Annotated in this window: 18 protein-coding genes; 11 read left to right on the forward strand and 7 right to left on the reverse strand. The window is 62.7% G+C overall.

Annotated features, from left to right (window positions below; genetic code table 11):
* The first annotated feature begins 51 nt into the window (after nucleotides 1-51).
* The 11 genes from PRJ_RS16230 to PRJ_RS16280 all read left to right on the forward strand — a co-directional run bounded on the left by PRJ_RS16230 (nucleotide 52) and on the right by PRJ_RS16280 (nucleotide 12,884).
* Nucleotides 52-1,494: an aldehyde dehydrogenase family protein gene (locus PRJ_RS16230; protein ID WP_104961959.1), complete on the forward strand. Its 1,443-nt coding sequence runs from the start codon at nucleotides 52-54 to the stop codon at nucleotides 1,492-1,494.
* Between the two features lie 13 nt (nucleotides 1,495-1,507).
* A complete protein-coding gene (locus PRJ_RS16235) occupies nucleotides 1,508-2,494 on the forward strand; it encodes a dipeptidase (protein ID WP_019436691.1) in 987 nt (328 codons plus the stop codon).
* A gap of 55 nt (nucleotides 2,495-2,549) precedes the next feature.
* The gene (locus tag PRJ_RS16240; protein ID WP_021782247.1) at nucleotides 2,550-4,100 is read left to right on the forward strand and encodes a BCCT family transporter; all 1,551 of its coding nucleotides are present in this window, start codon (nucleotides 2,550-2,552) and stop codon (nucleotides 4,098-4,100) included.
* A 26-nt stretch (nucleotides 4,101-4,126) separates the two neighbouring features.
* Entirely contained in the window at nucleotides 4,127-5,821 is a 1,695-nt protein-coding gene (locus PRJ_RS16245) for a hypothetical protein (protein WP_104961960.1), read from the forward strand.
* 2 nt (nucleotides 5,822-5,823) lie between these two features.
* Nucleotides 5,824-6,519 carry a DUF3726 domain-containing protein gene (locus PRJ_RS16250; RefSeq protein WP_104961961.1) on the forward strand — a complete coding sequence of 232 codons (696 nt, stop codon included), beginning with the start codon at nucleotides 5,824-5,826 and terminating at the stop codon, nucleotides 6,517-6,519.
* A gap of 27 nt (nucleotides 6,520-6,546) precedes the next feature.
* The gene (locus PRJ_RS16255) at nucleotides 6,547-6,918 is read left to right on the forward strand and encodes a RidA family protein (RefSeq protein WP_003254071.1); all 372 of its coding nucleotides are present in this window, start codon (nucleotides 6,547-6,549) and stop codon (nucleotides 6,916-6,918) included.
* Nucleotides 6,919-7,350: 432 nt separating this feature from the next.
* Entirely contained in the window at nucleotides 7,351-8,760 is a 1,410-nt protein-coding gene (locus PRJ_RS16260) for a circularly permuted type 2 ATP-grasp protein (protein WP_104961962.1), read from the forward strand.
* Between the two features lie 3 nt (nucleotides 8,761-8,763).
* Nucleotides 8,764-9,714, forward strand: coding sequence for an alpha-E domain-containing protein (locus tag PRJ_RS16265; RefSeq protein WP_012052764.1), 951 nt, complete (start codon nucleotides 8,764-8,766; stop codon nucleotides 9,712-9,714).
* A complete protein-coding gene (locus tag PRJ_RS16270; RefSeq protein WP_020189941.1) occupies nucleotides 9,711-10,490 on the forward strand; it encodes a transglutaminase family protein in 780 nt (259 codons plus the stop codon). Before PRJ_RS16265 ends, PRJ_RS16270 begins: the two co-directional genes overlap by 4 nt.
* 73 nt (nucleotides 10,491-10,563) lie before the next feature.
* Complete coding sequence (locus PRJ_RS16275; protein ID WP_014756324.1) at nucleotides 10,564-11,286, forward strand: proteasome-type protease; 723 nt, start codon at nucleotides 10,564-10,566, stop codon at nucleotides 11,284-11,286.
* Nucleotides 11,287-11,534: 248 nt separating this feature from the next.
* Nucleotides 11,535-12,884, forward strand: a complete 1,350-nt coding sequence (locus PRJ_RS16280; protein WP_020189940.1) for a D-serine ammonia-lyase — start codon at nucleotides 11,535-11,537, stop codon at nucleotides 12,882-12,884.
* A gap of 43 nt (nucleotides 12,885-12,927) precedes the next feature.
* Here the strand turns inward: PRJ_RS16280 and PRJ_RS16285 are convergent, their stop codons facing one another.
* From PRJ_RS16285 to pedH, 7 genes are all read right to left on the reverse strand, one after another.
* Nucleotides 12,928-13,542: a hypothetical protein gene (locus PRJ_RS16285; protein WP_064490945.1), complete on the reverse strand. Its 615-nt coding sequence runs from the start codon at nucleotides 13,540-13,542 to the stop codon at nucleotides 12,928-12,930.
* 634 nt (nucleotides 13,543-14,176) lie between these two features.
* Entirely contained in the window at nucleotides 14,177-15,847 is a 1,671-nt protein-coding gene (locus PRJ_RS16290) for a NahK/ErcS family hybrid sensor histidine kinase/response regulator (protein WP_104961963.1), read from the reverse strand.
* The gene (ercA, locus tag PRJ_RS16295) at nucleotides 15,831-16,994 is read right to left on the reverse strand and encodes an alcohol dehydrogenase-like regulatory protein ErcA (RefSeq protein ID WP_004576476.1); all 1,164 of its coding nucleotides are present in this window, start codon (nucleotides 16,992-16,994) and stop codon (nucleotides 15,831-15,833) included. The genes PRJ_RS16290 and ercA overlap by 17 nt, the downstream gene beginning before the upstream one ends.
* 89 nt (nucleotides 16,995-17,083) lie before the next feature.
* Nucleotides 17,084-17,356: a pyrroloquinoline quinone biosynthesis peptide chaperone PqqD gene (pqqD, locus tag PRJ_RS16300; protein ID WP_064490943.1), complete on the reverse strand. Its 273-nt coding sequence runs from the start codon at nucleotides 17,354-17,356 to the stop codon at nucleotides 17,084-17,086.
* 51 nt (nucleotides 17,357-17,407) lie between these two features.
* Nucleotides 17,408-17,479 (reverse strand): pyrroloquinoline quinone precursor peptide PqqA, encoded by a 72-nt coding sequence (gene pqqA / locus PRJ_RS16305; RefSeq protein ID WP_003243383.1) that lies wholly within the window; start codon nucleotides 17,477-17,479, stop codon nucleotides 17,408-17,410.
* Between the two features lie 230 nt (nucleotides 17,480-17,709).
* Complete coding sequence (locus tag PRJ_RS16310; protein WP_003254088.1) at nucleotides 17,710-19,230, reverse strand: aldehyde dehydrogenase family protein; 1,521 nt, start codon at nucleotides 19,228-19,230, stop codon at nucleotides 17,710-17,712.
* A 163-nt stretch (nucleotides 19,231-19,393) separates the two neighbouring features.
* Nucleotides 19,394-21,181, reverse strand: a complete 1,788-nt coding sequence (pedH, locus tag PRJ_RS16315) for a PQQ-dependent alcohol dehydrogenase PedH (protein ID WP_003254089.1) — start codon at nucleotides 21,179-21,181, stop codon at nucleotides 19,394-19,396.
* Between the last annotated feature and the right edge of the window lie 141 nt (nucleotides 21,182-21,322).

The following is a 21,322-nucleotide window of genomic DNA, read 5'->3' on the forward strand; positions in this document are numbered from 1 at the left end:
TGCTGCATATTGCTCGCATGATGAATGCCATGCAAACGGAGGCGTTCATCCATGTCACACAAGACCTACAACAACTACATCGATGGCCAGTGGTGTGAAGGCCACGCCACTTTGGCCAACTACAGCCCCTCGGACACTGGCGACCTGATCGGCCAGTACCATCAGGCCAGCGCCGAACAGGCCCGCCAGGCCATCCAGGCCGCCCGCGCCGCTCAACCCCTGTGGGCCGCCAGTGGCCTGGAAAACCGCCAGCAAGTGCTGATGGCCATCGGCGACGAGCTGATCGCCCGCAAGGAAGAGCTCGGCGAACTGCTGTCGCGAGAAGAAGGCAAACCCTTGGCCGAAGGCATCGGCGAGGTCAATCGCAGCGGCCAGTTCTTCCATTACTACGCCGCCGAAGTGCTGCGCCAGATGGGCGAGACTGCCGCCTCGGTGCGCCCTGGGGTCGACATCGAAGTGCATCGCGAGCCGGTAGGTGTGGTAGGCATCATTACCCCCTGGAACTTCCCCATGGCCACCGCCGCCTGGAAAATCGCCCCGGCCCTGGCCTTCGGCAACGCCGTGGTGTTCAAGCCGGCCAACCTGGTGCCGGCCAGTGCCTGGGCGCTCACCGAGATCATCAGCCGTCAGGGCCTGCCCAGCGGCACCTTCAACCTGGTGATGGGCAGCGGTGCCGACGTCGGCGAGGCCCTGATCCAGTCCGCCGAGATCGATGCCCTGACGTTCACCGGTTCTCTGCAGACGGGCCGACGCGTAGCGGTGGCCACCGCCGGTAACCTGGTGCGCTGCCAGCTGGAAATGGGTAGCAAGAATGCCCTGGTGGTCATGGACGACGCCGACCTCGAACTGGCCGTGGAATGCGCGCTCAACGGGGCCTTCTTCGGCACCGGGCAGAAATGCACCGCGTCGTCACGGCTGATCGTCTGCGACGGCATCCACGACCGCTTCGTCGAGGCGCTGCGCCTGCGTATGCGCCAGCTCAAGGTCGGCCATGCACTGGAGGCTGGCGTACAGATCGGCCCGGTAGCTGACGCGCGCCAGCTGGAACAGAACCTGGCCTACCTGCAACTGGCCCAGGCCGAAGGCGCCACCCTGATCGAAGGTGGCGAGCGCCTGCAACTGGCCTCCGATGGCTACTACATGCGCCCTGCCTTGTTCATCAACAGCCGCAACGACATGCGCATCAACCGCGAGGAAGTGTTCGGCCCCATCGCCTGCGTGATCCGCGTGCGCGATTTTGAAGAGGCGCTGGCCACGCTCAACGATACCGAGTACGGCCTCACAGCCGGGATCATCACCCAGTCGCTGCGCCACGCCAGCCACTTCAAGCGCCGCGCCCAGACCGGCTGCGTGATGGTCAACCTGCCCACTGCCGGCACCGACTACCACGTGCCATTCGGGGGCCGCAAAGCCTCGAGCTTCGGCCCGCGGGAACAGGGGCAATACGCTCGCGACTTCTACACCGTGGTCAAGACCACCTACCTGCGGCCCTGAAGGAATACATGCCATGCACGACCTCTTGATGATCGACGGCCTGCAGTACTCCAACTGGAGCCAGGAAATATTCCAGCAGATGCAGGCCGGTGGCCTGAGCGCGGTGCACGCCACCATCGCCTACCACGAAAACGCCCGCGAAACCCTGTCGCGCCTGGGCGAGTGGAACCGCCGCTTCGAAACATGGCCCGAGCTGATCCGCCCGGTGCGTACGGCCAGCGACATCCGCCTGGCCCACGAGGAGGGCCGGGTGGGTATCTTCTTCGGCTTCCAGAACTGCTCGCCGATCGAGGACGACATTGCCCTGGTAGAGGTTTTCCGCCAGCTCGGGGTGTTCGTCATGCAGCTGACCTACAACAACCAAAGCCTGCTGGCCAGCGGCTGCTATGAGCGCGAGGACAACGGCATCAGCCGCTTCGGCCGCCAGGTGATCGCCGAAATGAACCGCGTCGGCATGCTCATCGACATGTCTCACAGCGCCGAGCGAAGCACGCTTGAGGCCATCGAACTGTCGAGCCGACCGGTGATCATCTCCCACGCCAACCCTGCCAGCTTCCACGCCGCCAAGCGCAACAAGTCCGATGCGGTGCTACGCGGGATCGCAGAGTCCGGCGGGCTGCTGGGGTTCAGCACCTACCCGTTCCATCTCAAGGGTGCCTCGGACTGTAGCCTGGAAAGTTTCTGCGACATGGTCGCGCGCACCGCCGACCTGATGGGTGTGGAGCATATCGGCATCGGCACCGACCTGTGCCAGGCGCAACCCTTGTCGGTGCTGGAATGGATGCGCAACGGCCGCTGGAGCAAGGACAAGGACTACGGCGAAGGCTCCAGGGACAACGCCAACTGGCCGGCGCCCTTGCAGTGGTTCCGCGACAGCCGCGACTTCCGCAACATCGCCCAGGGCCTGCGCGCCCGCGGCTTTGCCGAGCAAGACGTGGGCAACATCATGGGGCTGAACTGGTTGCGCCTGCTGGAGACCGCCACCACGGCACAGGCCTGAACCCTTTGCACGGACAGCATCAACAATAAAAACAATCGCAGGTTCCGGAGGTTTCATGAAAAACCCAACCACCTTGCAGGCCGACGGCCAGGCCATGGGCCTGCCTATGGCACGCGATATCGACTGGCCGTTGTTCCTGATCAGCGGCGGATTCCTCGGCGCCTTCCTGCTGGCGGCGCTGATCGACATCGACACCGTGTCGGCGCTGGTCAATACCCTGTTCGCCTGGTCGACAAAGGCCTTTGGCCTCTATTGGCAAGTGCTGATGCTGGCAACCTTCGCCGTCAGCCTGTTCATCGGTTTTTCCAGATGCGGGCGTGTACGCCTGGGCGGGGTCACCCAGCGCCCGGACGTCAGCACCTTCAACTGGATCGCAGTGATCATGTGCGCCTTGCTGGCAGGTGGTGGCGCCTTCTGGGCCGCTGCCGAACCCTTGATGCACTTTGCCAGCCCACCGCCCTTCTTCGCCGGCCTGCAACCGCACAGCGAAGCAGCGGCCACCGCGGCACTGGCGCAATCGTTCGTGCACTGGGGTTTCCTGGCCTGGGCCGTGCTGGGTAGCCTGCTGGCGATCGTGCTGATGCACCTGCATTACGATAAAGGCCTTCCGCTGGCGCCGCGTACCCTGCTCTACCCCCTGTTCGGCAAGCGAGCGCTCAAGGGCCCGATCGGCACCTTGGCCGACGCTGCCTCGATCATCGCGGTAGTGGCCGGCACCATCGGTCCGATCGGTTTCCTTGGCCTGCAGATCAGCAGCGCCATGCACGCCGCCTGGGGGTTGCCCAACACTATCGTCACCCAGTCGCTGACCATCGTCCTGGTCACCGCGATGTACACTGTCTCGTGCCTGGTGGGCCTCAAAGGCATCCGCTTTGTCAGCGAAATCAACGTCTGGTTGATGATCGGCCTGGCACTGTTCATGGTGGTATTCGGACCGACGCTGTTCATCCTCAGCGGTTTCCCGGCGGCCTTTGCCCTGCACGTGGAGCACTTCATCCCCCTGACGATGTTCCGCGCCGACCCCAAATGGCTGGACTGGTGGACGGTGTTCTACTGGGGCTGGTTCATCGGCTATGCGCCCATGGTGGCCCTGTACGTCGCGCGGATCTCGCGGGGCCGCACCATCCGCGAGATCATCATGACGCTGTCGATCATCGCACCGCTGGTGACCATGTTCTGGTTCACCGTGGTGGGCGGCACCGGGATCGGCCTGGAGCTGCAAACGCCAGGCAGCGTCACCGCCCATGGCGCCAAGCCTGAAGACCTGTTGCTGGGAGTGACGCAGAACCTGCCACTGGGTGGCCTTGTCAGCGCGCTGTTCCTGTTCCTGAGTTTCATCTCGGTGGCCACCAATGGCGACGCCATGGCCTTCACCGTGGCGCTGGCGATGTCCAGCGACGATAAACCGAAGAAGTGGTTGCGCGGTTTCTGGGCAATCGGCATGGGCCTGGCGGCGGTGGTGCTGATCACCATTGGCGCAGGCGGTGTGACGGCCCTGCAATCCTTCATTGTCATCACCGCGGTGCCGGTGTCGCTGGTGATCCTGCCAGCCCTGTGGGATGCCGTGCGCATCGCTCGACACATGGCCCGTGAACAAGGCGTCTGAACATGATCCATCCAGGTACAACAACAATGCCCAACAGCGTGCCTGCAATACCCGCGTTGCGCCCTGCCAGCCAAGTCATGGACCTGGCCCGGCTGGGTAGCCACTTCCAGAGCCCGCTAAGCTTCGTGCGCAGCAGCATGCGGCGGATGATGCAACAGCGCTGGCAAATCCGGCGCAGCTGTTTCGACCTCGATGGCCAAGGCTTCGGCACTGCGATCTACCGCATCGAAACGCCGAACGGCCATTACCACTGCGTGATCTTCTCGGCCTACCTGCCGCCGGAAAAGCGCAGCGATCGGGTCATCGCCGACCAGTGGGACGTCAGCTTCGTGCTGGTGGCCGGCGATGTCGATTCGGCACAGCTGGCCGACCTGCAACGCAACGTGCCGCTGCAGGAAGCCGGCCGCTTCGATTCACGCGTGCTGGTGTTGTCGCGGGCCAACCGTAGCTTGCGCAATTTCGACCGGTTTCTGGCGGCGCTGGCAGAAGGTCGCCAGCCCGATCCACAGCAACTGGCTGAAGTCGGCTACCTGTATCGCACTACAGCTGTTTACGGTAACGGCAAGTTCGGCATCGCCGATTTTGGTTGCCTGCAAGATAACCCGGACTTCAACCAGCCGTTCAGCGCGCAGATGTTCACCGTCTACCTGCTGCGTCACTTCAGCATCGAGCAGATCAACCACATGGCCCAGGCACTCGCCCCGCAGCGGGCAGTGCAACTGGCCCCGGCCCTTCAACGCTACCTGGGGGTCGGCAACGCGACCGGGCTGGGAATGGCCCCTTTTCTGATCAACCACCCTCAACTGGTGGAGCACTGGATCAGTACGCGGGAAGCGGCCCTGGCCCTGGTGCTGGCGCAGTCGGCGGAGCCCGCCCCGTTGGCGCGCCTGCAGCAATTGCTGGCGCGCGCCCAGTTGCACCTGAGCCAGTCCCGGACCGAAGACCAGCGCCAGCATGAGCAGAACCTGCAAACCTTGGCCGAGCTTGCTTTACTGGCTACCTGGCTTGGCACGCAAGCCGACGGCGCGGGCCTTTGGCCGCGCCTGCTGGCCTGGGCGCAATTACACACGGGGGTGGGCTGCCAGGAGCTTCTGGTCAGCCTGCTGCTGGAGCTGTACCCCGAGCAGGTCACGCCCCTGGCCGAGCACATGGGGGTCAACGAAAGCTGGCAGCTGGACGCCCAGATGCCCCTTGGGCAACTGCGCCAGCTCATCGAGCAGCAGTATGGCTGGGCGTTGCGCTACGACTTCAGTGCTGCCGATGCGGAGCACTTCTTCTGGTACCGCTCAGCTGAAAAAGAAGAGCCGCGCCTGGGCATTCGCGCAGAGGAGCCAGGGGCCGAAAAAGAAATGCAGCTGGGTATCGCCCGCAATATCCAGCAGTGCCATGGCGCGCTGCTGGAGCACCTGCAACTGCAGCCTCAGGCGCTGACCGCTCACTTCCTGATCGCCCAACCGATGTTCAAGGGCGCGGTACGCCGCCTGCAAGGCATGGCAAAAACGAACTACGGTGAAATCCGTGCCAATCTGCTGGCCCGGGACATGCTGCCGATTCACCTGCTGCGCTGCAAACTGGCATTTTTCGGCGCGGGGAAATTCGACCCCAAGTCAAGCCGCTGGGTGCGTATCACGCTGTTCCAAGGCGCGCCGCTGGTCAGCGACATCGGTCAGCCGTTCGCAGACGACTGGAATTTCGCAGTCATGCCGCAAAGGGAGTTTTGACCATGCGCGTATCGCTTAACGAAATACAGGTGATGTGCCGCAAGGCATTCGAAGGCATGGGCTTCGCCCCGGGCGACTGCGAGGATGCCGCCGAACTCGTGGGCTGGTTGCAACTGCAGGGGCTCGATGGCGTCGGTGCACTGGAAAAGGCGTTGCGTTATCTGCAAGCCGAAGCTGCACGGCCATACGCCTTGTGCCATGAGGATAACGCCCTGCTGGTGATCGACGCCAAGGGCCAGAGCGTGTTGCGCTGCGCCGCCACGGTGGTGGAACTGGCGGCAGCCAAGGCCATGCGCTGTGGTCAGGCTGAACTGCGCATACGCCACTGCCACAACCGTTTGCTGTTGCTGGGCTACCTGAGCCGGGCAGCTGTGCAGGGGCTGCACGTGCAAGCCCGCTGGGAGGACGCCCGCCAATACCACTGGGCCGACTTTACCGCAGGCATGCCGCGCCCGGAACTGAGCAGTGAAGCCCGGCCCCGGGGCATTGAAGCGGCCGCGCAGGACGTAACGGTGCTGTTCACCCGAGCAGGCCAGACCGCCCAGGCAATAAGCGACCCGCAGCGCACACTGCAGCAAGGTTTTACAGTCAACGAACATACCTGGCAAAGGCTCAGGCAGTTGGCCGAACACATCCTTGTCGAGAGCACCGATGCCTCACGCCGCCACGGTGCAGGCGGCGGCAGCGACGCCGACTGAAAACCCTTGCCACTGAGGAAACAACCCATGAAGCATGCGATAAAGACCGAGCTGTTCGCCTCCAGGGCGCCACTGGAATGGGCGGTCGTCGGCAACGGTACGTTGTACACGGCTCAGATCCCAATCGATACGCAGGGCCAGGTGGTTGCCGGCGGCATCGAGGCCCAGGCCCGCCAGACACTGGACAACCTGCGCCACACCCTGGAAGCCGCTGGCAGCTCGCTGGATGCCGTGACCCAGGTGCTGATCTACGTGACCGACCGCCGTTATCTGGCGACTGTGAATGCCGTGTACGCCGAGTATTTCCAGGCACCCTACCCCAACCGCGCGGCCGTAGTGGTGGCGGGCCTCGCCCGGGAAGAAATGCTGGTGGAGCTGGTGGTCTACGCCTGCCTCTGACGCCCTGAAGGCGCCCGTCTCACGATATTCAGCGTTCGCGCAATCGAGTGCCGCCCGCGCGGCGCTCGATGCATGCCCCCTCCGCCCCACGTCATGCACCCGGAATACTCCCTTTTTCGCCCGCCAGGTACCGGCCTGCGCCCCATTTCGGTTCAAAAGCCGCGCCCGGATCAATAGCGCCCTTTTTTGATGCGCCGGCCCTTGCGGCCAGGCAGCTCACATCGGTTGTGCCCCTCACATTTCCCGCCCCCCAGAGCCGCCAGGCGTGTTCGGCACTTTTATTGCACAGACTGATTGTGCTCAACGCACAGGCAATCTACCGAGACCGAGGTTAACGCGAGACACAGCTCCCACTTACCCCAGCAAGGCAGCACCCTGAAAGACGCAGATGAACCGCAATGAAGCTGCCGGCAACGGCGGCAAGGAGTGGGTATGTCCCGGGCTTTTTTCAATGAAATGTACGAAGCGAACGGCAACTGCCGCCCGCATTACCAGGAGTTCGCCCGCTGGCTGGCCAACACCCCGCTGGAGTTGCTGGAACAGCGCCGGCGCGAGGCCGACCTGTTGTTTCACCGCGCAGGCATCACCTTCACCTTGTATGGCGACAAGCAGGATACCGAGCGCCTGATCCCCTTCGATATCATCCCGCGCAGCATCCGCGCCAGCGAATGGCGCACGGTCGAGCGTGGCTGCATTCAACGGGTACAGGCACTGAACCTGTTCCTGCAGGACATCTACCAAGACCAGCGCATTCTCAAGGCCGGCATCATCCCGCCAGAGCAAGTGCTGGCCAACGAGGGCTACCAGATCGCCATGCAGGGCCTGGACCTTCACCGTGGGCTGTATGCGCATATTGCCGGTGTCGACCTGGTACGTGACGGCGATGGCAGCTATTTCGTGCTGGAAGACAACCTGCGCACCCCCAGCGGCGTCAGCTACATGCTCGAAGACCGCAAGATGATGATGCGCCTGTTCCCCGAACTGTTTGCCGCCCAGCGCATCGCGCCCATCGATCACTACCCCAACCTGCTGCTGGACACGCTCAAGAGCGCCAGCCCACTGGACAACCCTACCGCGGTGCTGCTTACGCCCGGCCGTTTCAACAGCGCCTATTTCGAGCATGCTTTCCTGGCCCGGGAAATGGGCATCGAGTTGGTCGAAGGCGCCGACCTGTTCGTACGCGATGAGCATGTCTACATGCGCACCACGGCCGGCCCCCACCAGGTGGACGTGATCTATCGTCGCCTGGACGACGACTACCTCGACCCGCTGTCCTTCAACCCTGACTCGATGCTGGGCGTGCCGGGGCTGATCTCGGTTTACCGCGCCGGCAATGTGGTACTGGCCAACGCCGTCGGCACTGGCGTGGCCGATGACAAATCCATCTACCCCTTTGTCGACGACATGATCCGCTTTTACCTGAGCGAAGAACCGATCCTGAACAACGTGCCGACCTGGCAATGCCGCAAGCCGGCGGACCTGTCCCATGTACTGGCCCACCTGCCCGAACTGGTGGTCAAGGAAACCCAAGGTTCCGGCGGCTATGGCATGTTGGTCGGGCCCGCCTCGACCAAAGCCCAGATCGAGGACTTCCGCGCGCGCATCAAAGCCCGCCCGCACGCCTATATCGCTCAACCGACGCTGTGCCTGTCAACCTGCCCGACCTTCGTCGACAGCGGCATCGCACCGCGTCACATCGACCTGCGCCCGTTCGTGTTGTCGGGCAGTGAAACCCGCCTGGTGCCCGGTGGCCTGACGCGCGTGGCGCTCAAGGAAGGCTCGCTGGTGGTCAACTCGTCGCAAGGCGGCGGTACCAAGGACACCTGGGTGGTGGAGGACTGAGCCATGCTTTCGCGAACCGCTTCCGACCTTTACTGGATGTCCCGCTACCTGGAGCGTGCAGAAAACCTCGCGCGCATGCTCGAGGTCAGCTACTCGCTGTCGCTGATGCCCCAGGCCGGGCGCAGCGACGGCCATGCCGAACTGGCAATGTCGCTGATGGCCTCGGGCATGCTGGACGACTACCTGCGTCGGCACAATGAACTCGACACCGAGCGCATGCTGCACTTCTTCGCCCTCGACGCCACCAACCCCAGCAGCATCTATTGCTGCCTGCAGGCCGCCAGGACCAATGCCCATGCAGTGCGCGGCCGTATCACCGCCGACATGTGGGAGAACATCAACGCCACCTGGATCGAAATGCGCAACATTGCCAGCAATGGCCTGGGTCGCTATGGCATCAGCCAGTTCTGCGACTGGGTCAAGGAACGATCGCACCTGTTCCGCGGTGCGACCTCCGGCACCATCATGCGCAACGATGCCTACAGCTTCATTCGCCTGGGGACCTTCCTGGAGCGGGCGGACAATACCCTGCGCCTGCTCGATTCGCGCTATGAAATGTTCGGCGAGGCCTCCGAAGAGGTCAGCGACGACTCTGCCCGCGGCTATTACCAATGGAGCGCCCTGCTGCGCGCGCTGACCTCGTACGAGGCCTTCAACGAGCTCTATCGCGCCGCGCCCAGCGCCCGGCCGGTGTCCGAGCTGCTGCTGTTGCGGGTGGACGTGCCGCGCTCGCTGCATGCCTGCATCGAGGAACTGGACCTGATCCTGGCGGGCCTGCCGGGCAGTACCGGGCGTGCCGCCCAGCGCATGGCCGCCGAACTGAACGCGCGCCTGCGCTACACCGCAATCGACGAAATCCTCGATGCAGGGTTGCACCCCTGGCTGAGCGACTTCATCGGCCGCATCAACCAACTGGGCCAGGCCGTCCATCACTCCTACCTGGAGGTTGTATGAAACTGTCCATTCGCCACGACACGACCTATAGCTATGCCAGCGACGTGTGCAACAGTATCCAGTTCCTGCGCCTGACGCCGCGCAGCAGCGAACGCCAGCGTATCAATCAATGGCAACTGGACCTGCCCTGCAAGGTCAAGGGCCAGATCGACCCTTACGGCAACATCCTGCATGTGCTGACACTGGACAAACCCCATGGCCACCTGGCGCTTACCGCACACGGCCAGGTCGAGATCGACCCGGATTGCGAACACGAAACCGAGAGCCAGTCGCCCCTGCCGTTCCTGCGCGGCAGCCACCTGACGCTGGCCGACAACACCCTGACTGCTTTCGCCGTCCGGCAATGTGGCAGTCACCGCGACCGGGCAGCACTGATCGGGCTGATGCAAGGCCTGGCCGAGCACATGCCCTACAGCCCTGGGGCCACATCGGTGGGCACCACGGCCATCGAAGCCTTCAACGGTGGCGCAGGCGTGTGTCAGGACCACACGCACGCGTTCCTGGCCTGCGCACGCAGCCTGGGGGTACCGGCACGCTATGTGTCCGGCTACCTGTGCACCGAGGATGAACAACACCTGGCCAGCCACGCCTGGGCCGAAGCCTGGGTCGACGATGCCTGGTACAGCTTCGACATTACCAACCGCCTGACCCGGCCAGAGCGTCACCTGAAGCTGGCGGTGGGCCTGGACTACCTTGATGCCTGCCCGGTCAGGGGCGTACGCCGCGGCGGCGGCGCCGAATCGATGCAGGCCAGCGTTCACGTGCATCGCCAGTGACAGGCTGGCTTCAGACCGGTCTTGCCGCGCGAGTGCGGCAAGACCCTTCCACACGCAACACAAGGGAAACCGCATGACTTACTGTGTCGCCATGCACCTGGAGGACGGGCTTGTCTTCATCAGCGACTCACGCACCAATGCCGGCATCGACCAGATCTCCACGTTCACCAAGTTGTTCGTCTTCAGCGTCCCAGGCGAGCGGCTGATCGTGCTGCAGACCGCCGGCAATCTGGCGACCTCGCAGTCGGTGGTAAACCTGCTGCAGCAACGCACCCAGGGCAACGGCCCCCACCTGCTGAACGTTGCCACGCTCTACGATGCAACGGTGCTGGTCGCCGACACCCTGCGCGAGGTGGTCAAAAGAGACCGCAGCAAGCTCACGGCCGATATCGACCTTAGCAGTTCATTCATCGTCGGCGGCCAGATAGCCGGCGGCCCCATGGCCATCTACAACGTGTATGCACAAGGCAATTTCTTCCAGGCCACACCGGACACCCCGTTTCTGCAACTGGGTGAAAGCAAGTACGGCAGGCCAATACTCGACCGCAACCTGGATTACCGCACGCCGCTCGATGAAGCGCTGCGCTGCGGCCTGATTTCGTTCGACTCCACCATCCGCAGCAACCTGTCGGTGGGCATGCCGCTGGACTTGCTGGTGTACCGCAATAACAGCCTGGAAAGCATGACGCGCAAGCGCATTACCAGCGACGATGCCTATTACCAGCAGATTCGCAGGCAGTGGAGCGACGGCTTGAAAACCCTGCTGGCCGAACTGCCAGCGCCGCCTTATGGCTGAACAAGCAAACGGATCAGATCCTTTGCCTGTACCGGCCCCTTCGCGGGCTTGCCCGCTCCCACAGGTACTGTGCAAGCCTTGAAGGCTGTGATGTCCTGTGGGAACGAGCGAGCCCGCGAAGGGGCCGGTACAGGCAACACCTCAGTAAAGCCAATGTGTAATGTTCGAGACTCCGTGGGTTATTCTGCCCCTTCCCCCTGTCACGAGACTGCTGCTGGCGGCCCACAGACTGCACTGCAGGTGAAATCATGATTCACGGAAAAACCCTGGAAGCCTGGCAACAAAGCCACCCGATCATCGCCGAGCTGGTTGCCCTGAAGCAGACCAGCTGGTTCAACCCTGGTATCGCCAAGGCTGCAGAAGCCCTGCACGATGTGGGCCTGACGGCTGCCGACGTGCAAGCGGCCAGCGCGCGGCTGCAGCGGTTCGCGCCTTACCTGGCCACCGTGTTCCCCGAAACAGCCGCTGCCGGCGGGGTCATCGAGTCGCCTGTCATCCCGCTGCCACAGCTGCGCCGGGTGCTTGTCGAAGAAGGATCACTGCAGAACGCAGGCAGCCTGTGGCTCAAGGCGGACAGTGACCTGCCCATCTCCGGTTCGATCAAGGCCCGGGGCGGTATCCATGAAGTGCTCAAGCACGCCGAAGACCTGGCCTTGGCGGCCGGCTTGATCACGCCAACGGATGACTACACCAAACTGGCGAGCGACCAGGCCCGCGCATTCTTCAGCCAGTACACGATCGCCGTGGGTTCAACCGGCAACCTGGGGCTGTCGATTGGCATCATGAGCGCCAAGCTGGGTTTTAAGGTGAGCGTGCACATGTCGTCAGACGCCCGGCAATGGAAGAAGGACAAGCTGCGGGCCAACGGCGTGACCGTGGTAGAACACGCGTGCGACTACAGCGTAGCGGTCGAGCAGGGTCGCCAGCAGGCAGCCTCAGACCCCAATTGTTATTTTGTCGACGACGAAAACTCCCCACAGCTGTTTCTCGGCTATGCCGTCGCCGCCGAACGGTTGGCACGGCAATTCGACCAGGCTGGCATCCAGGTGAACGCAGATCACCCGTTGTTCGTGTACCTGCCGTGCGGCGTAGGGGGCGGCCCGGGCGGTGTCGCATTCGGGCTGAAGCTGGTGTTCGGCGATGCGGTGCACTGCATCTTTGCCGAGCCCACCCACTCCCCCTGCATGCTGCTGGGTGTCTACACCGGCCTGCATGATGAAACCTGCGTGCAGGACTTCGGCATCGACAACGTCACCGCCGCAGACGGCCTGGCGGTCGGGCGCCCATCAGGGTTTGTCGGCAAAGCCATGCAGCGGCTGATCGATGGTTACTACACCGTGACCGACGAAGAACTGTACCGTTTGATGGTCATCGCCCATGAGCAGGACAAGGTCAAACTGGAACCTTCTGCCCTGGCCGGCGTACCCGGTATGCTACGGGTGCTGCAAGCCGGCGAGTACCTGGCTCGCCAAGGCTTCACCCCAGCCCGGCTGCAGCAGGCCACCCATCTTGTCTGGGGAACGGGGGGCAGCATGGTGCCGGAAGATGAGTTCAATGCCTATCTGGCAAAAGGGCGCAGCGTGCAGGCAAACGCGTAACCGCGAGCGCCGCTTCGCGGCGCCGTTGCAGTGCCTCAGGCCATCAGCAAGGAATGCCCACCCGCGGCCACACAGGTGCTGGCGTCGCTTTGGCCATATTGCGTTTTCGCGCCCACTGGGTCAGTGCGGCCATCAGGGCAAAGCCAAGCAGGATCATCACCGGATAGGCCAACAGCAACTCGGTCAGCGAATACTTCCAGGCCAGTGGCCGACCGACGCCCAGCATCGCTGCATATAACCAGGAAACACCTGACAGTGCACCAGAAAACAACGCAAACATCCGCACGCCTATATTCAGGTCAAGCAAAGAACCGGCCTTGAGCAAGGCAGGTAATACATAACGATGCAACAACATGCCATTGAAGGTCAGGAGCAAGACAATAATGACCTTGGCGTGAAGTTTGGGATTGGCAAAATAACTCATGCCTTTTTCAAGGTAATCGATACCAATGACCGCGGCACCGGTAAGCCACAGGAATATCAAGGCATTGGCAACGGACGCCTGCAATCGCGCCATGTGCTTACCGTCATGGCTGGCCTGTTGATGCCCCTTCAACAAGTCCCTGACCATCTCGGCATCACTGGTAAATACCAGGCCGATGGCGATACAACAGGCCAGTAAATGAACATAAATGACCGACAACCGCACCAGCTCCATGGATTCTTTCTGCCCGAACAGGCTAATAATTGTATTAAACTCCACGTCGAATTCTCCACGTAATGCATTAGCGCTAGATGGCCTTGCAACAAGCATGCGTACGACTTGATCGCACCGGGAAGACCAAATTCATATCGTTAATTGAAACAGCGAATGGTTACTCAATTGCACACAGTGGCTCAACCGTTGAGCCTCGGTTGGGCATGGCGTTACTCCATTGTCAGAGGTAAGAAGCCCCGTGAGCATCCCTGCCATGCAGATCAAGTTGAACGTCCATACGTTCTGGGGAGAGGTGCGAAGTGCGGTGCTGGAAGAACACACTTGCTGGCAAATAGGAACGACTCGCTGGCAAATCGTTCATTTCTTGAGCAAAAGCACCGACCAGCGGTATTTAAAGCCGTATTAGTTAGTTTACTAACTGCTTGCATTCTGACCGAATGGTAAGTTTTAAAGGCCCGTGGATCCAAACTTCGCGACAGGCCATTTAAGTGCTCTATTTCAATGTTCGCAGTTTGTTGGCTGCCACCCCCGAGGCCATTCGGCAGCTAAAGAGGGTGGTGAAAACAGGACCATCGCACAGTCGATGCTCATCGACTAGCTGGCATTGTCTGCTCAGCGGTGAACCGCTACCCAATCAATGCACCAAGAGCAACTGGCTCAACACCGCCCGCAGTTTCCCGGGTTTCACAGGTTTGTTCAGTAGCGGCGCCCCCAATTTCTGCAAGCCCCGCCGGCATTGATCGCTGCGGTCGGCGGTGATGATCACCGCCGGTATGGCAACCGCAAAATGCTCACGCAAATACCTGACCACCTCGCAACCCACCACGCCATGGTCCAGGTGGTAGTCGGCCAGGATCAGTTCCGGGGCCTGCCCCTGCAAGGCCAGCAAGGCACCTGCCTGGTCGGTCGCGGTCACCACTTCGCAGCCCCACTGCCCAAGCAGCGCGCCCATGCTCTCGAGGATGCTCACTTCGTTGTCCAGTACCAACAGGCGGCGGCCCGGTAGCGGGTTGCCGACGCTTGGCAGCGGCACAGCCTGGTGAGCGGCCAGCGGCACCTCTTTACCCAGCGGGACCTCGATGCTGAACACCGAACCACGCCCCGGCCACGAACGTACTTCAATCCGGTAGCCGAGAATCTTGGCAATCCGCTCGACGATGGCCAACCCCAGCCCCACGCCCTTGCGATCCGCTGCGCGGCCGACGTCCAGTTGGTTGAACTCAAGGAAGATCGCCTGTAACCGGTCTTCGGCAATACCCCGCCCGGTATCCCACACTTCCAGCCGCAAATGGCCACCCCGGCGCCTTGCCCCCAGCAAGATCCGGCCTTCGTCGGTGTAGCGGCAGGCGTTGCTGAGGAAGTTGCGCAGGATACGTGTCATCAGCCGCAGGTCAGTGCTGATGGCACAGTCCGGGATGCGCGCATGCAGCTTGAGGCCTTCCGCATCGGCCACCGAGCGGAACTCCGAGACCAGTGGTGCGAACAACTCGTCGAGGCGGTACACGGCCACGTCCGGCTTCACCGCTGCCTGGTCGAGCCGGGAAATGTCCAGCAGGTCGGTCAGCAGGTCTTCCGCGCCCTCCAGGGCCTGGTGGGTACGCTCCACCAGCACATGCTCGGCTTCTGGCAATGGCCGCTCGCGCAAGGTCGAAATCAGCAAGCGGGCAGCGTTCAACGGTTGCAGCAGGTCATGGCTGGCGGCGGCGAGGTATTTGTCCTTGCTGCGGTTGGCGGCTTCGGCGGCATCGCGCGCCTCCAGCAACTCATCGGTACGCGCTGCGACCCGTTGCTCCAGTTCGTCATTGAGTTGTTGCAGGCGCTGCTGGGCCAGCTTGCGTTCGGTAATGTCGGCAACGAATCCCTCCACCAGCCCTTCATGGCCGGGTTTGAGCAGCAGGTTCATCAGTACATCGAGATGGCTGCCGTCCTTGCGCCGCAGACGGGTTTCGTAGCCGTGCAGGCTGTGCTCACGGGCGAGCACCGCGGTAATGGCCTGCAACTCCTCGGCACCGCCATCAAACAGGTTGGCGGCCAGGTCAGTCAGGGAAAAAAGCACCGCTTGCGGGTCGTCGTAGCCAAGCATGCGGGCCAGCGCCGGGTTGGCGGCACGCATGCCGTCCTGAAGGCTGGCCTGGAAAATACCGTGCACGGCGTTTTCGAACAGCCATTTGTAACGGTTGCGTTCGGCTTCCAGTTCGTCCAGGCGGGCGGACAGCTCCGGGTAATGGCTTTTGCGCGCCGAGTGGTCACCCAGCCCCAGCAGCCCGGCCAACGCCCGCTGCTGCTCGTCAGAGGGCCTCGCCATAGACCACCTCGACATCACGCTGGCTGGACGCACGGGGGTTGGTGAGGATGCACGGGTCGTCCATCGCGTGTTGCGACAGGAACGGGATATCGGACGTGCGCACCCCGTGCAGGCCCAGGGTTTCATGGAAGCCGATGGCACGCTTCAGGGCAATCAGGTGCTCCACCAGCCGCCCGCAGATCTGCCGGTGATTGAGACCGCGGCAGTCGATACCGAACACCTCGGCGATCACCTTGAAACGCTCCGGCGCCGAGCTGTAGTTGAACGCCACCACGTGCTCCACCAGCACCGCATTGCACAAGCCATGGGGCAAGTCGAGGAAGCCGCCCAGGCTGTGCGACATGGCGTGCACTGCGCCCAGGATCGCATTGGAGAACGCCAGGCCCGCCTGCATGCTGCCGAGCATGATCTTCTCGCGCAGCGCAATATCAGTAGGGTTGGCGATCATCTCCACCAGGTTGCCATTGATCAGGCGCATGGCTTCCAGCGCATGGGGGTCGGTCAGCGGCCCGTGGCCGGTAGACACGAAGGCCTCGATGGCATGCACCAACGCATCGATGCCGGTGCAGGCCGACAGGAACGGGTCCATGCTCAGGGTGGTCTGCGGGTCGATCAGCGACACGTCCGGCACCACCGCCTTGCTGACGATGGAGAACTTCATGCGCTCCTGCTGGTTGGAAATGATCACGAACTGCGACACGTCCGCCGAGGTGCCGGCGGTGGTCGGGATCAGGATCAGCGGCGGGCTGGGCACGCGGATCATGTCCACGCCTTCGAATTCGAGGATGCTGCGCCCATGGGCCACCACGATACCGATGGCCTTGCCGCAATCCATCGGGCTGCCGCCACCGACGGCGACGATCACGTCACAGTGGTTCTGCCGATAGATCTCGGCGCCGAGCATCACCTCCTCGACCCGCGGGTTGGGTGACACCGCTGTGTACAGGCAGTAGTCGATACCCTGGGCCTGCAGGCTGGCCTCCACATCCGCCACCCAGCCGGCGGCGATCACGCCAGGGTCGCTGACCACCAGTACCTTGCGCGCACCGAAGGTTTTGGCGTAATTGGCCACATTGTGCCGGCAGCCGGCACCAAAGATGATTTCAGGCGATACGAACTTGCGAAGGGGGCTGAAACTCTGGCTCATCGGTAAGCCTGTTCTTATTGTTCTGGAAGATAACCGCCAGCGTAAAGCATCCCACCACGAAAGCAACCAGACCAAAGCGGGGCTACCGGTCATTCTATCCAGGATTTGGCGCGGGCCACCTCCAGAAACGCCAGTACGTCCTCTTCGAGCCCCGGTACATCGGGGAAGCGTTGTGCCAGGCGGTCGATGACCGTTGCCACGGTACTGTGGCCGTCCAGCAGCTCCAGGACCCAGCCGGCACTGGCATTGAGCTCGATGATGCCCCCGGCGTACAACAGCACGTGGCAAGCCTTCTGTGGCTCCCAGCCCAAGCGCAAGCCTCGCCCCAAGGCAAGGGCCTGCTGGCGATCAATCAGGTTCACAGGCACATGCTCCAGGAGGGTCCGGCCACCGTGGCGATGGCCGGGCCGTCATCAACGGTTGGCGAAATACATCGTCACTTCGAAGCCAATGCGCAGGTCGGTATAGGCGGGTTTAGTCCACATAGGGCAAGTCCTCTTCTTGTGCCGGAGGATTCCGGTAGAAGCATTAATGCACGGGGGCGGACTGGACCGAATGCTACTTTGGAACGAGCTTGCGGGGTGCGTTGGTACGGGTAGGCCATGCATGTGCCGGCCCTTTTGCGGGCTCGCCCGCCCCCACAGGTTCTTCACCGGTTCTGGAACCAACGGTGAACCTGTGGGAGCGGGCGAGCCCGCAAAGGCCGCGACGCGGCCTAGAAGAAGCCCAGCGGATTGATGTCGTAGCTCACCAGCAGGTTCTTGGTCTGCTGATAATGGTCAAGCATCATCTTGTGGGTCTCACGGCCAACACCGGACTTCTTGTACCCCCCGAACGCCGCATGCGCCGGGTACAGGTGGTAGCAGTTGGTCCACACTCGCCCGGCCTTGATCCCGCGGCCCATGCGGTAGGCACGGTTGATGTCGCGGGTCCACAGGCCGGCGCCCAGGCCGAATTCACTGTCGTTGGCGATCGCCAGCGCTTCGGCTTCGTCCTTGAAGGTGGTCACGCCCACCACCGGCCCGAAGATTTCTTCCTGGAACACGCGCATCTTGTTGTTGCCCTTGAGCAGGGTTGGCTGAATGTAGTAACCGCTGGCCAGGTCACCCTGCAGCCGCTCGGCACCACCGCCGGTGAGCAGCTGCGCGCCCTCCTCCCGGGCAATCTCCAGGTACGAAAGGATCTTGTCGTACTGTTGCTCGGACGCCTGGGCCCCCACCATGGTTTCGGTATCCAGCGGGTTGCCGCGGGTGATCTTGGCGATCTTCTTCATCACCTCGGCCATGAACGGTTCGTAGATCGACTCCTGGATCAGCGCCCGTGACGGGCAGGTGCACACCTCGCCCTGGTTGAAGAACGCCAGCACCAGGCCTTCGGCAGCCTTCTCGATAAACGCCGGCTCGGCCTGCATGATGTCTTCGAAGAAAATGTTCGGCGACTTGCCACCCAGTTCGACGGTGGACGGGATGATGTTCTCGGCCGCGCACTTCATGATGTGCGAGCCCACCGGGGTGGACCCGGTGAAAGCGATCTTGGCAATGCGCTTGCTGGTGGCCAGCGCCTCGCCGGCCTCACGGCCAAAGCCCTGGACGATGTTCAGTACGCCTGCCGGCAACAGGTCGGCGATCAGTTCGGCAAAGACGGTAATCGACAGCGGCGTCTGCTCTGCGGGCTTGAGCACCACGCAGTTGCCAGCGGCCAAGGCCGGGGCGAGCTTCCAGGCGGCCATCAGCAGCGGGAAGTTCCATGGGATGATCTGCCCCACCACACCCAGCGGCTCGTGGATGTGATAAGCCACGGTGCCTTCGTTGATCTCGCCTACGCCACCCTCCTGGGCGCGGATGCAACCGGCAAAATAGCGGAAGTGGTCCGCTGCCAGCGGCACGTCGGCATTCAAGGTTTCGCGTATGGCCTTGCCGTTGTCCCAGCTTTCGGTAACCGCCAGCACTTCCAGGTTCTGTTCGATGCGGTCGGCAATTTTCAGCAGTACCCGCGCACGGTCTTGCACCGAGGTCTTGCCCCAGGCTTCGGCGGCGGCATGCGCGGCGTCCAGGGCGCGCTCAACGTCCTGGGCCGTGGAGCGCGGGAATTCGGCAATCGGCTGGCCATTGACCGGCGAGCTGTTGGTGAAGTACTGGCCAGCCAACGGCTGCACGAACTCGCCACCGATGAAGTTGCCATAACGGGGTTTGAAGGATACGACGGCGCCTGGAGTTCCGGGTTGTGCGTAGATCATGCTGAGCCTCTGCGGGTCGGTGCCTGTCCCACGACAGGCGATGCACCGATGGTAAGAAGCCCCGCGTGCCGGGCGAATGCATCGTTGGCAGCGGGGCTCTCGTCATTTGGTAGTAGGGCCGCTTGCCAGCAGATCAGCGGCAGCAAGCGGCAGTAGGCAGGCGTTATGGCTTGGCGCTTGCCGTTTGCTGCAACTGCTTGGGCAACTTGAAGGTCCAGAGCATGCCGCCCTGGTTGAAGTCCTTGACCCGTTTGGCCACTTCGCCGCCCCACAGCGGCACCGCGCCGCCCCAGCCGGAGACCACCGAAACGTATTGCTCGCCGTCCATTTCCCAGGTGACGGGCGAGCCAAGCACGCCTGAGCCAGTCTGGAATTCCCAGACCTTGTCGCCGGTCTTGGCGTTGAATGCCTGCAGGAAGCCCTCTGGCGTGCCCGTGAACACCAGGTTGCCCTTGGTGGTCAGCACACCGCCCCACAGCGGCGCGTAGTTCTTGTGGCGCCACACTTCCTTGCCGCTGATCGGGTCGATGGCGCGCAGCACGCCGATGTAGTCTTCATTGAGCGGCTTGATGGTGAAACCGGCGCCGAGGAACGCCGCACCTTTCTTGTAGGCGATGCCTTCGTTCCAGATGTCCATGCCCCACTCGTTGGACGGCACGTAGAACAGCCCTGTGTCCTTGTTGTAGGCCATCGGCATCCAGTTCTTGGCGCCGAGGAAGGCCGGCGCGACGAACACCGAGCTGCCCTTGGCCTCGCTGCCGGGTGCGCCCGGGCGGCTGGCGTCGTTGTAGATCGGCCGGCCGTCCTTGTCCAGGCCAGTGGCCCAGGTGATCTTGTCCACGAAGGGGAAGCCGCGGATGAACTTGCCGTTGGTGCGGTCGAGCACGTAGAAGAAACCGTTGCGGTCGGCCGTAGCGGCAGCCTTGACCTCCTTGCCGCCGTCCTTGTAGTTGAACGAGATCAGCTCGTTGACGCCGTCGAAGTCCCAGCCGTCATGCGGCGTGCTCTGGAAGTGCCACTTGATGGTGCCGTCGTCCGGGTTCAGTGCCAGGCGTGAGGAGGAGTACAGGTTGTCACCGGGGCGCAGGTGCGAGTTCCACGGCGCCGGGTTACCGGTACCAAACAGGATCAGGTTGGTTTCAGGGTCGTAGTAACCGCCCAGCCACGGCGCGGCGCCGCCGGTCTTCCACAGGTCGCCAGGCCAGGTCTTGCCCGCCTCACCGCCGGAAATACCGTTCTCGATCGCCTTGCCATCCTTGTACACATAGCCCATGTGCCCTTCCACGGTGGGGCGCATCCACAGCAGCTCGCCGTTTTCCGGGTTGTAGGCCTGGATCTTGCCCACCACGCCGAACTCGCCGCCGGCAACGCCTGTGATCAGCTTGCCATTGACGATCATCGGCGCGGCGCTGATGGAGTAGCCTTCTTTGTGGTCGGCGACCTTCTTGCTCCAGACCACCTTGCCGGTGTCCTTGTTCAGGGCCACCAGCTTGGCGTCCAGCGTGCCGAAGAACACCAGGTTGCCGTACAGCGCGACGCCGCGGTTGATCACGTCGCAGCAGGGGCGGATGTCATCCGGCAGACGTGCATCGTATTGCCACAGTTTCTTGCCGGTGCGGGCATCCACGGCGAACACCCGCGAGTAGGAGCCGGTCAGGTACATCACCCCGTCCTTGATCAGCGGCTGGGCCTGCTGGCCGCGCTGCTTCTCCCCACCGAAGGAGAACGCCCAGACCGGGCGCAGCTCCTTGACATTATTGACGTTGAGCAGGTCCAGCGGGCTGTAGCGCTGGCCCTGCACGCCCAGGCCATTGGTCACGATCTGCTGCGGGTTCTTCGGATCCTGGAGGATTTCTTCATTGCTGACAGCGGCGTGAGCCGCGCCGGCAAGCAGCATGGCGCTGAGCACCAGGCTCACGGCGAACAAGGGGCGACGTGGGGATCGGGTCATGACGGCTACCTTTGGTTTTTTTGTTGTGCCCGGGAAAATTTCCCGGTGTGTCGGGAATTCTTGGTCCCGACCCGATTGCCAACAATTGCTCGCAGTGCGGAGTTTTCTAGTTCCTTGGTAGGGGCCTGAGCGATGGGTGGG

Source organism: Pseudomonas sp. XWY-1 (assembly GCF_002953115.1).
GTDB lineage: Bacteria > Pseudomonadota > Gammaproteobacteria > Pseudomonadales > Pseudomonadaceae > Aquipseudomonas > Aquipseudomonas alloputida.

Excerpts from the sequence above, each read along its gene's own strand:
- PRJ_RS16250 (WP_104961961.1), top strand. The coding sequence starts at position 5,824 with ATGCGCGTATCGCTTAACGAAATACAGGTGATGTGCCGCAAGGCATTC.
- PRJ_RS16270 (WP_020189941.1), top strand. The coding sequence starts at position 9,711 with ATGAAACTGTCCATTCGCCACGACACGACCTATAGCTATGCCAGCGAC.
- PRJ_RS16290 (WP_104961963.1), bottom strand. The coding sequence starts at position 15,847 with ATGGCGAGGCCCTCTGACGAGCAGCAGCGGGCGTTGGCCGGGCTGCTG.
- PRJ_RS16235 (WP_019436691.1), top strand. The coding sequence starts at position 1,508 with ATGCACGACCTCTTGATGATCGACGGCCTGCAGTACTCCAACTGGAGC.
- PRJ_RS16240 (WP_021782247.1), top strand. The coding sequence starts at position 2,550 with ATGAAAAACCCAACCACCTTGCAGGCCGACGGCCAGGCCATGGGCCTG.
- PRJ_RS16255 (WP_003254071.1), top strand. The coding sequence starts at position 6,547 with ATGAAGCATGCGATAAAGACCGAGCTGTTCGCCTCCAGGGCGCCACTG.
- PRJ_RS16275 (WP_014756324.1), top strand. The coding sequence starts at position 10,564 with ATGACTTACTGTGTCGCCATGCACCTGGAGGACGGGCTTGTCTTCATC.
- PRJ_RS16245 (WP_104961960.1), top strand. The coding sequence starts at position 4,127 with ATGCCCAACAGCGTGCCTGCAATACCCGCGTTGCGCCCTGCCAGCCAA.
- PRJ_RS16230 (WP_104961959.1), top strand. The coding sequence starts at position 52 with ATGTCACACAAGACCTACAACAACTACATCGATGGCCAGTGGTGTGAA.
- PRJ_RS16280 (WP_020189940.1), top strand. The coding sequence starts at position 11,535 with ATGATTCACGGAAAAACCCTGGAAGCCTGGCAACAAAGCCACCCGATC.
- ercA (WP_004576476.1), bottom strand. The coding sequence starts at position 16,994 with ATGAGCCAGAGTTTCAGCCCCCTTCGCAAGTTCGTATCGCCTGAAATC.
- PRJ_RS16285 (WP_064490945.1), bottom strand. The coding sequence starts at position 13,542 with ATGGAGCTGGTGCGGTTGTCGGTCATTTATGTTCATTTACTGGCCTGT.
- PRJ_RS16260 (WP_104961962.1), top strand. The coding sequence starts at position 7,351 with ATGTCCCGGGCTTTTTTCAATGAAATGTACGAAGCGAACGGCAACTGC.
- PRJ_RS16265 (WP_012052764.1), top strand. The coding sequence starts at position 8,764 with ATGCTTTCGCGAACCGCTTCCGACCTTTACTGGATGTCCCGCTACCTG.
- pedH (WP_003254089.1), bottom strand. The coding sequence starts at position 21,181 with ATGACCCGATCCCCACGTCGCCCCTTGTTCGCCGTGAGCCTGGTGCTC.
- PRJ_RS16310 (WP_003254088.1), bottom strand. The coding sequence starts at position 19,230 with ATGATCTACGCACAACCCGGAACTCCAGGCGCCGTCGTATCCTTCAAA.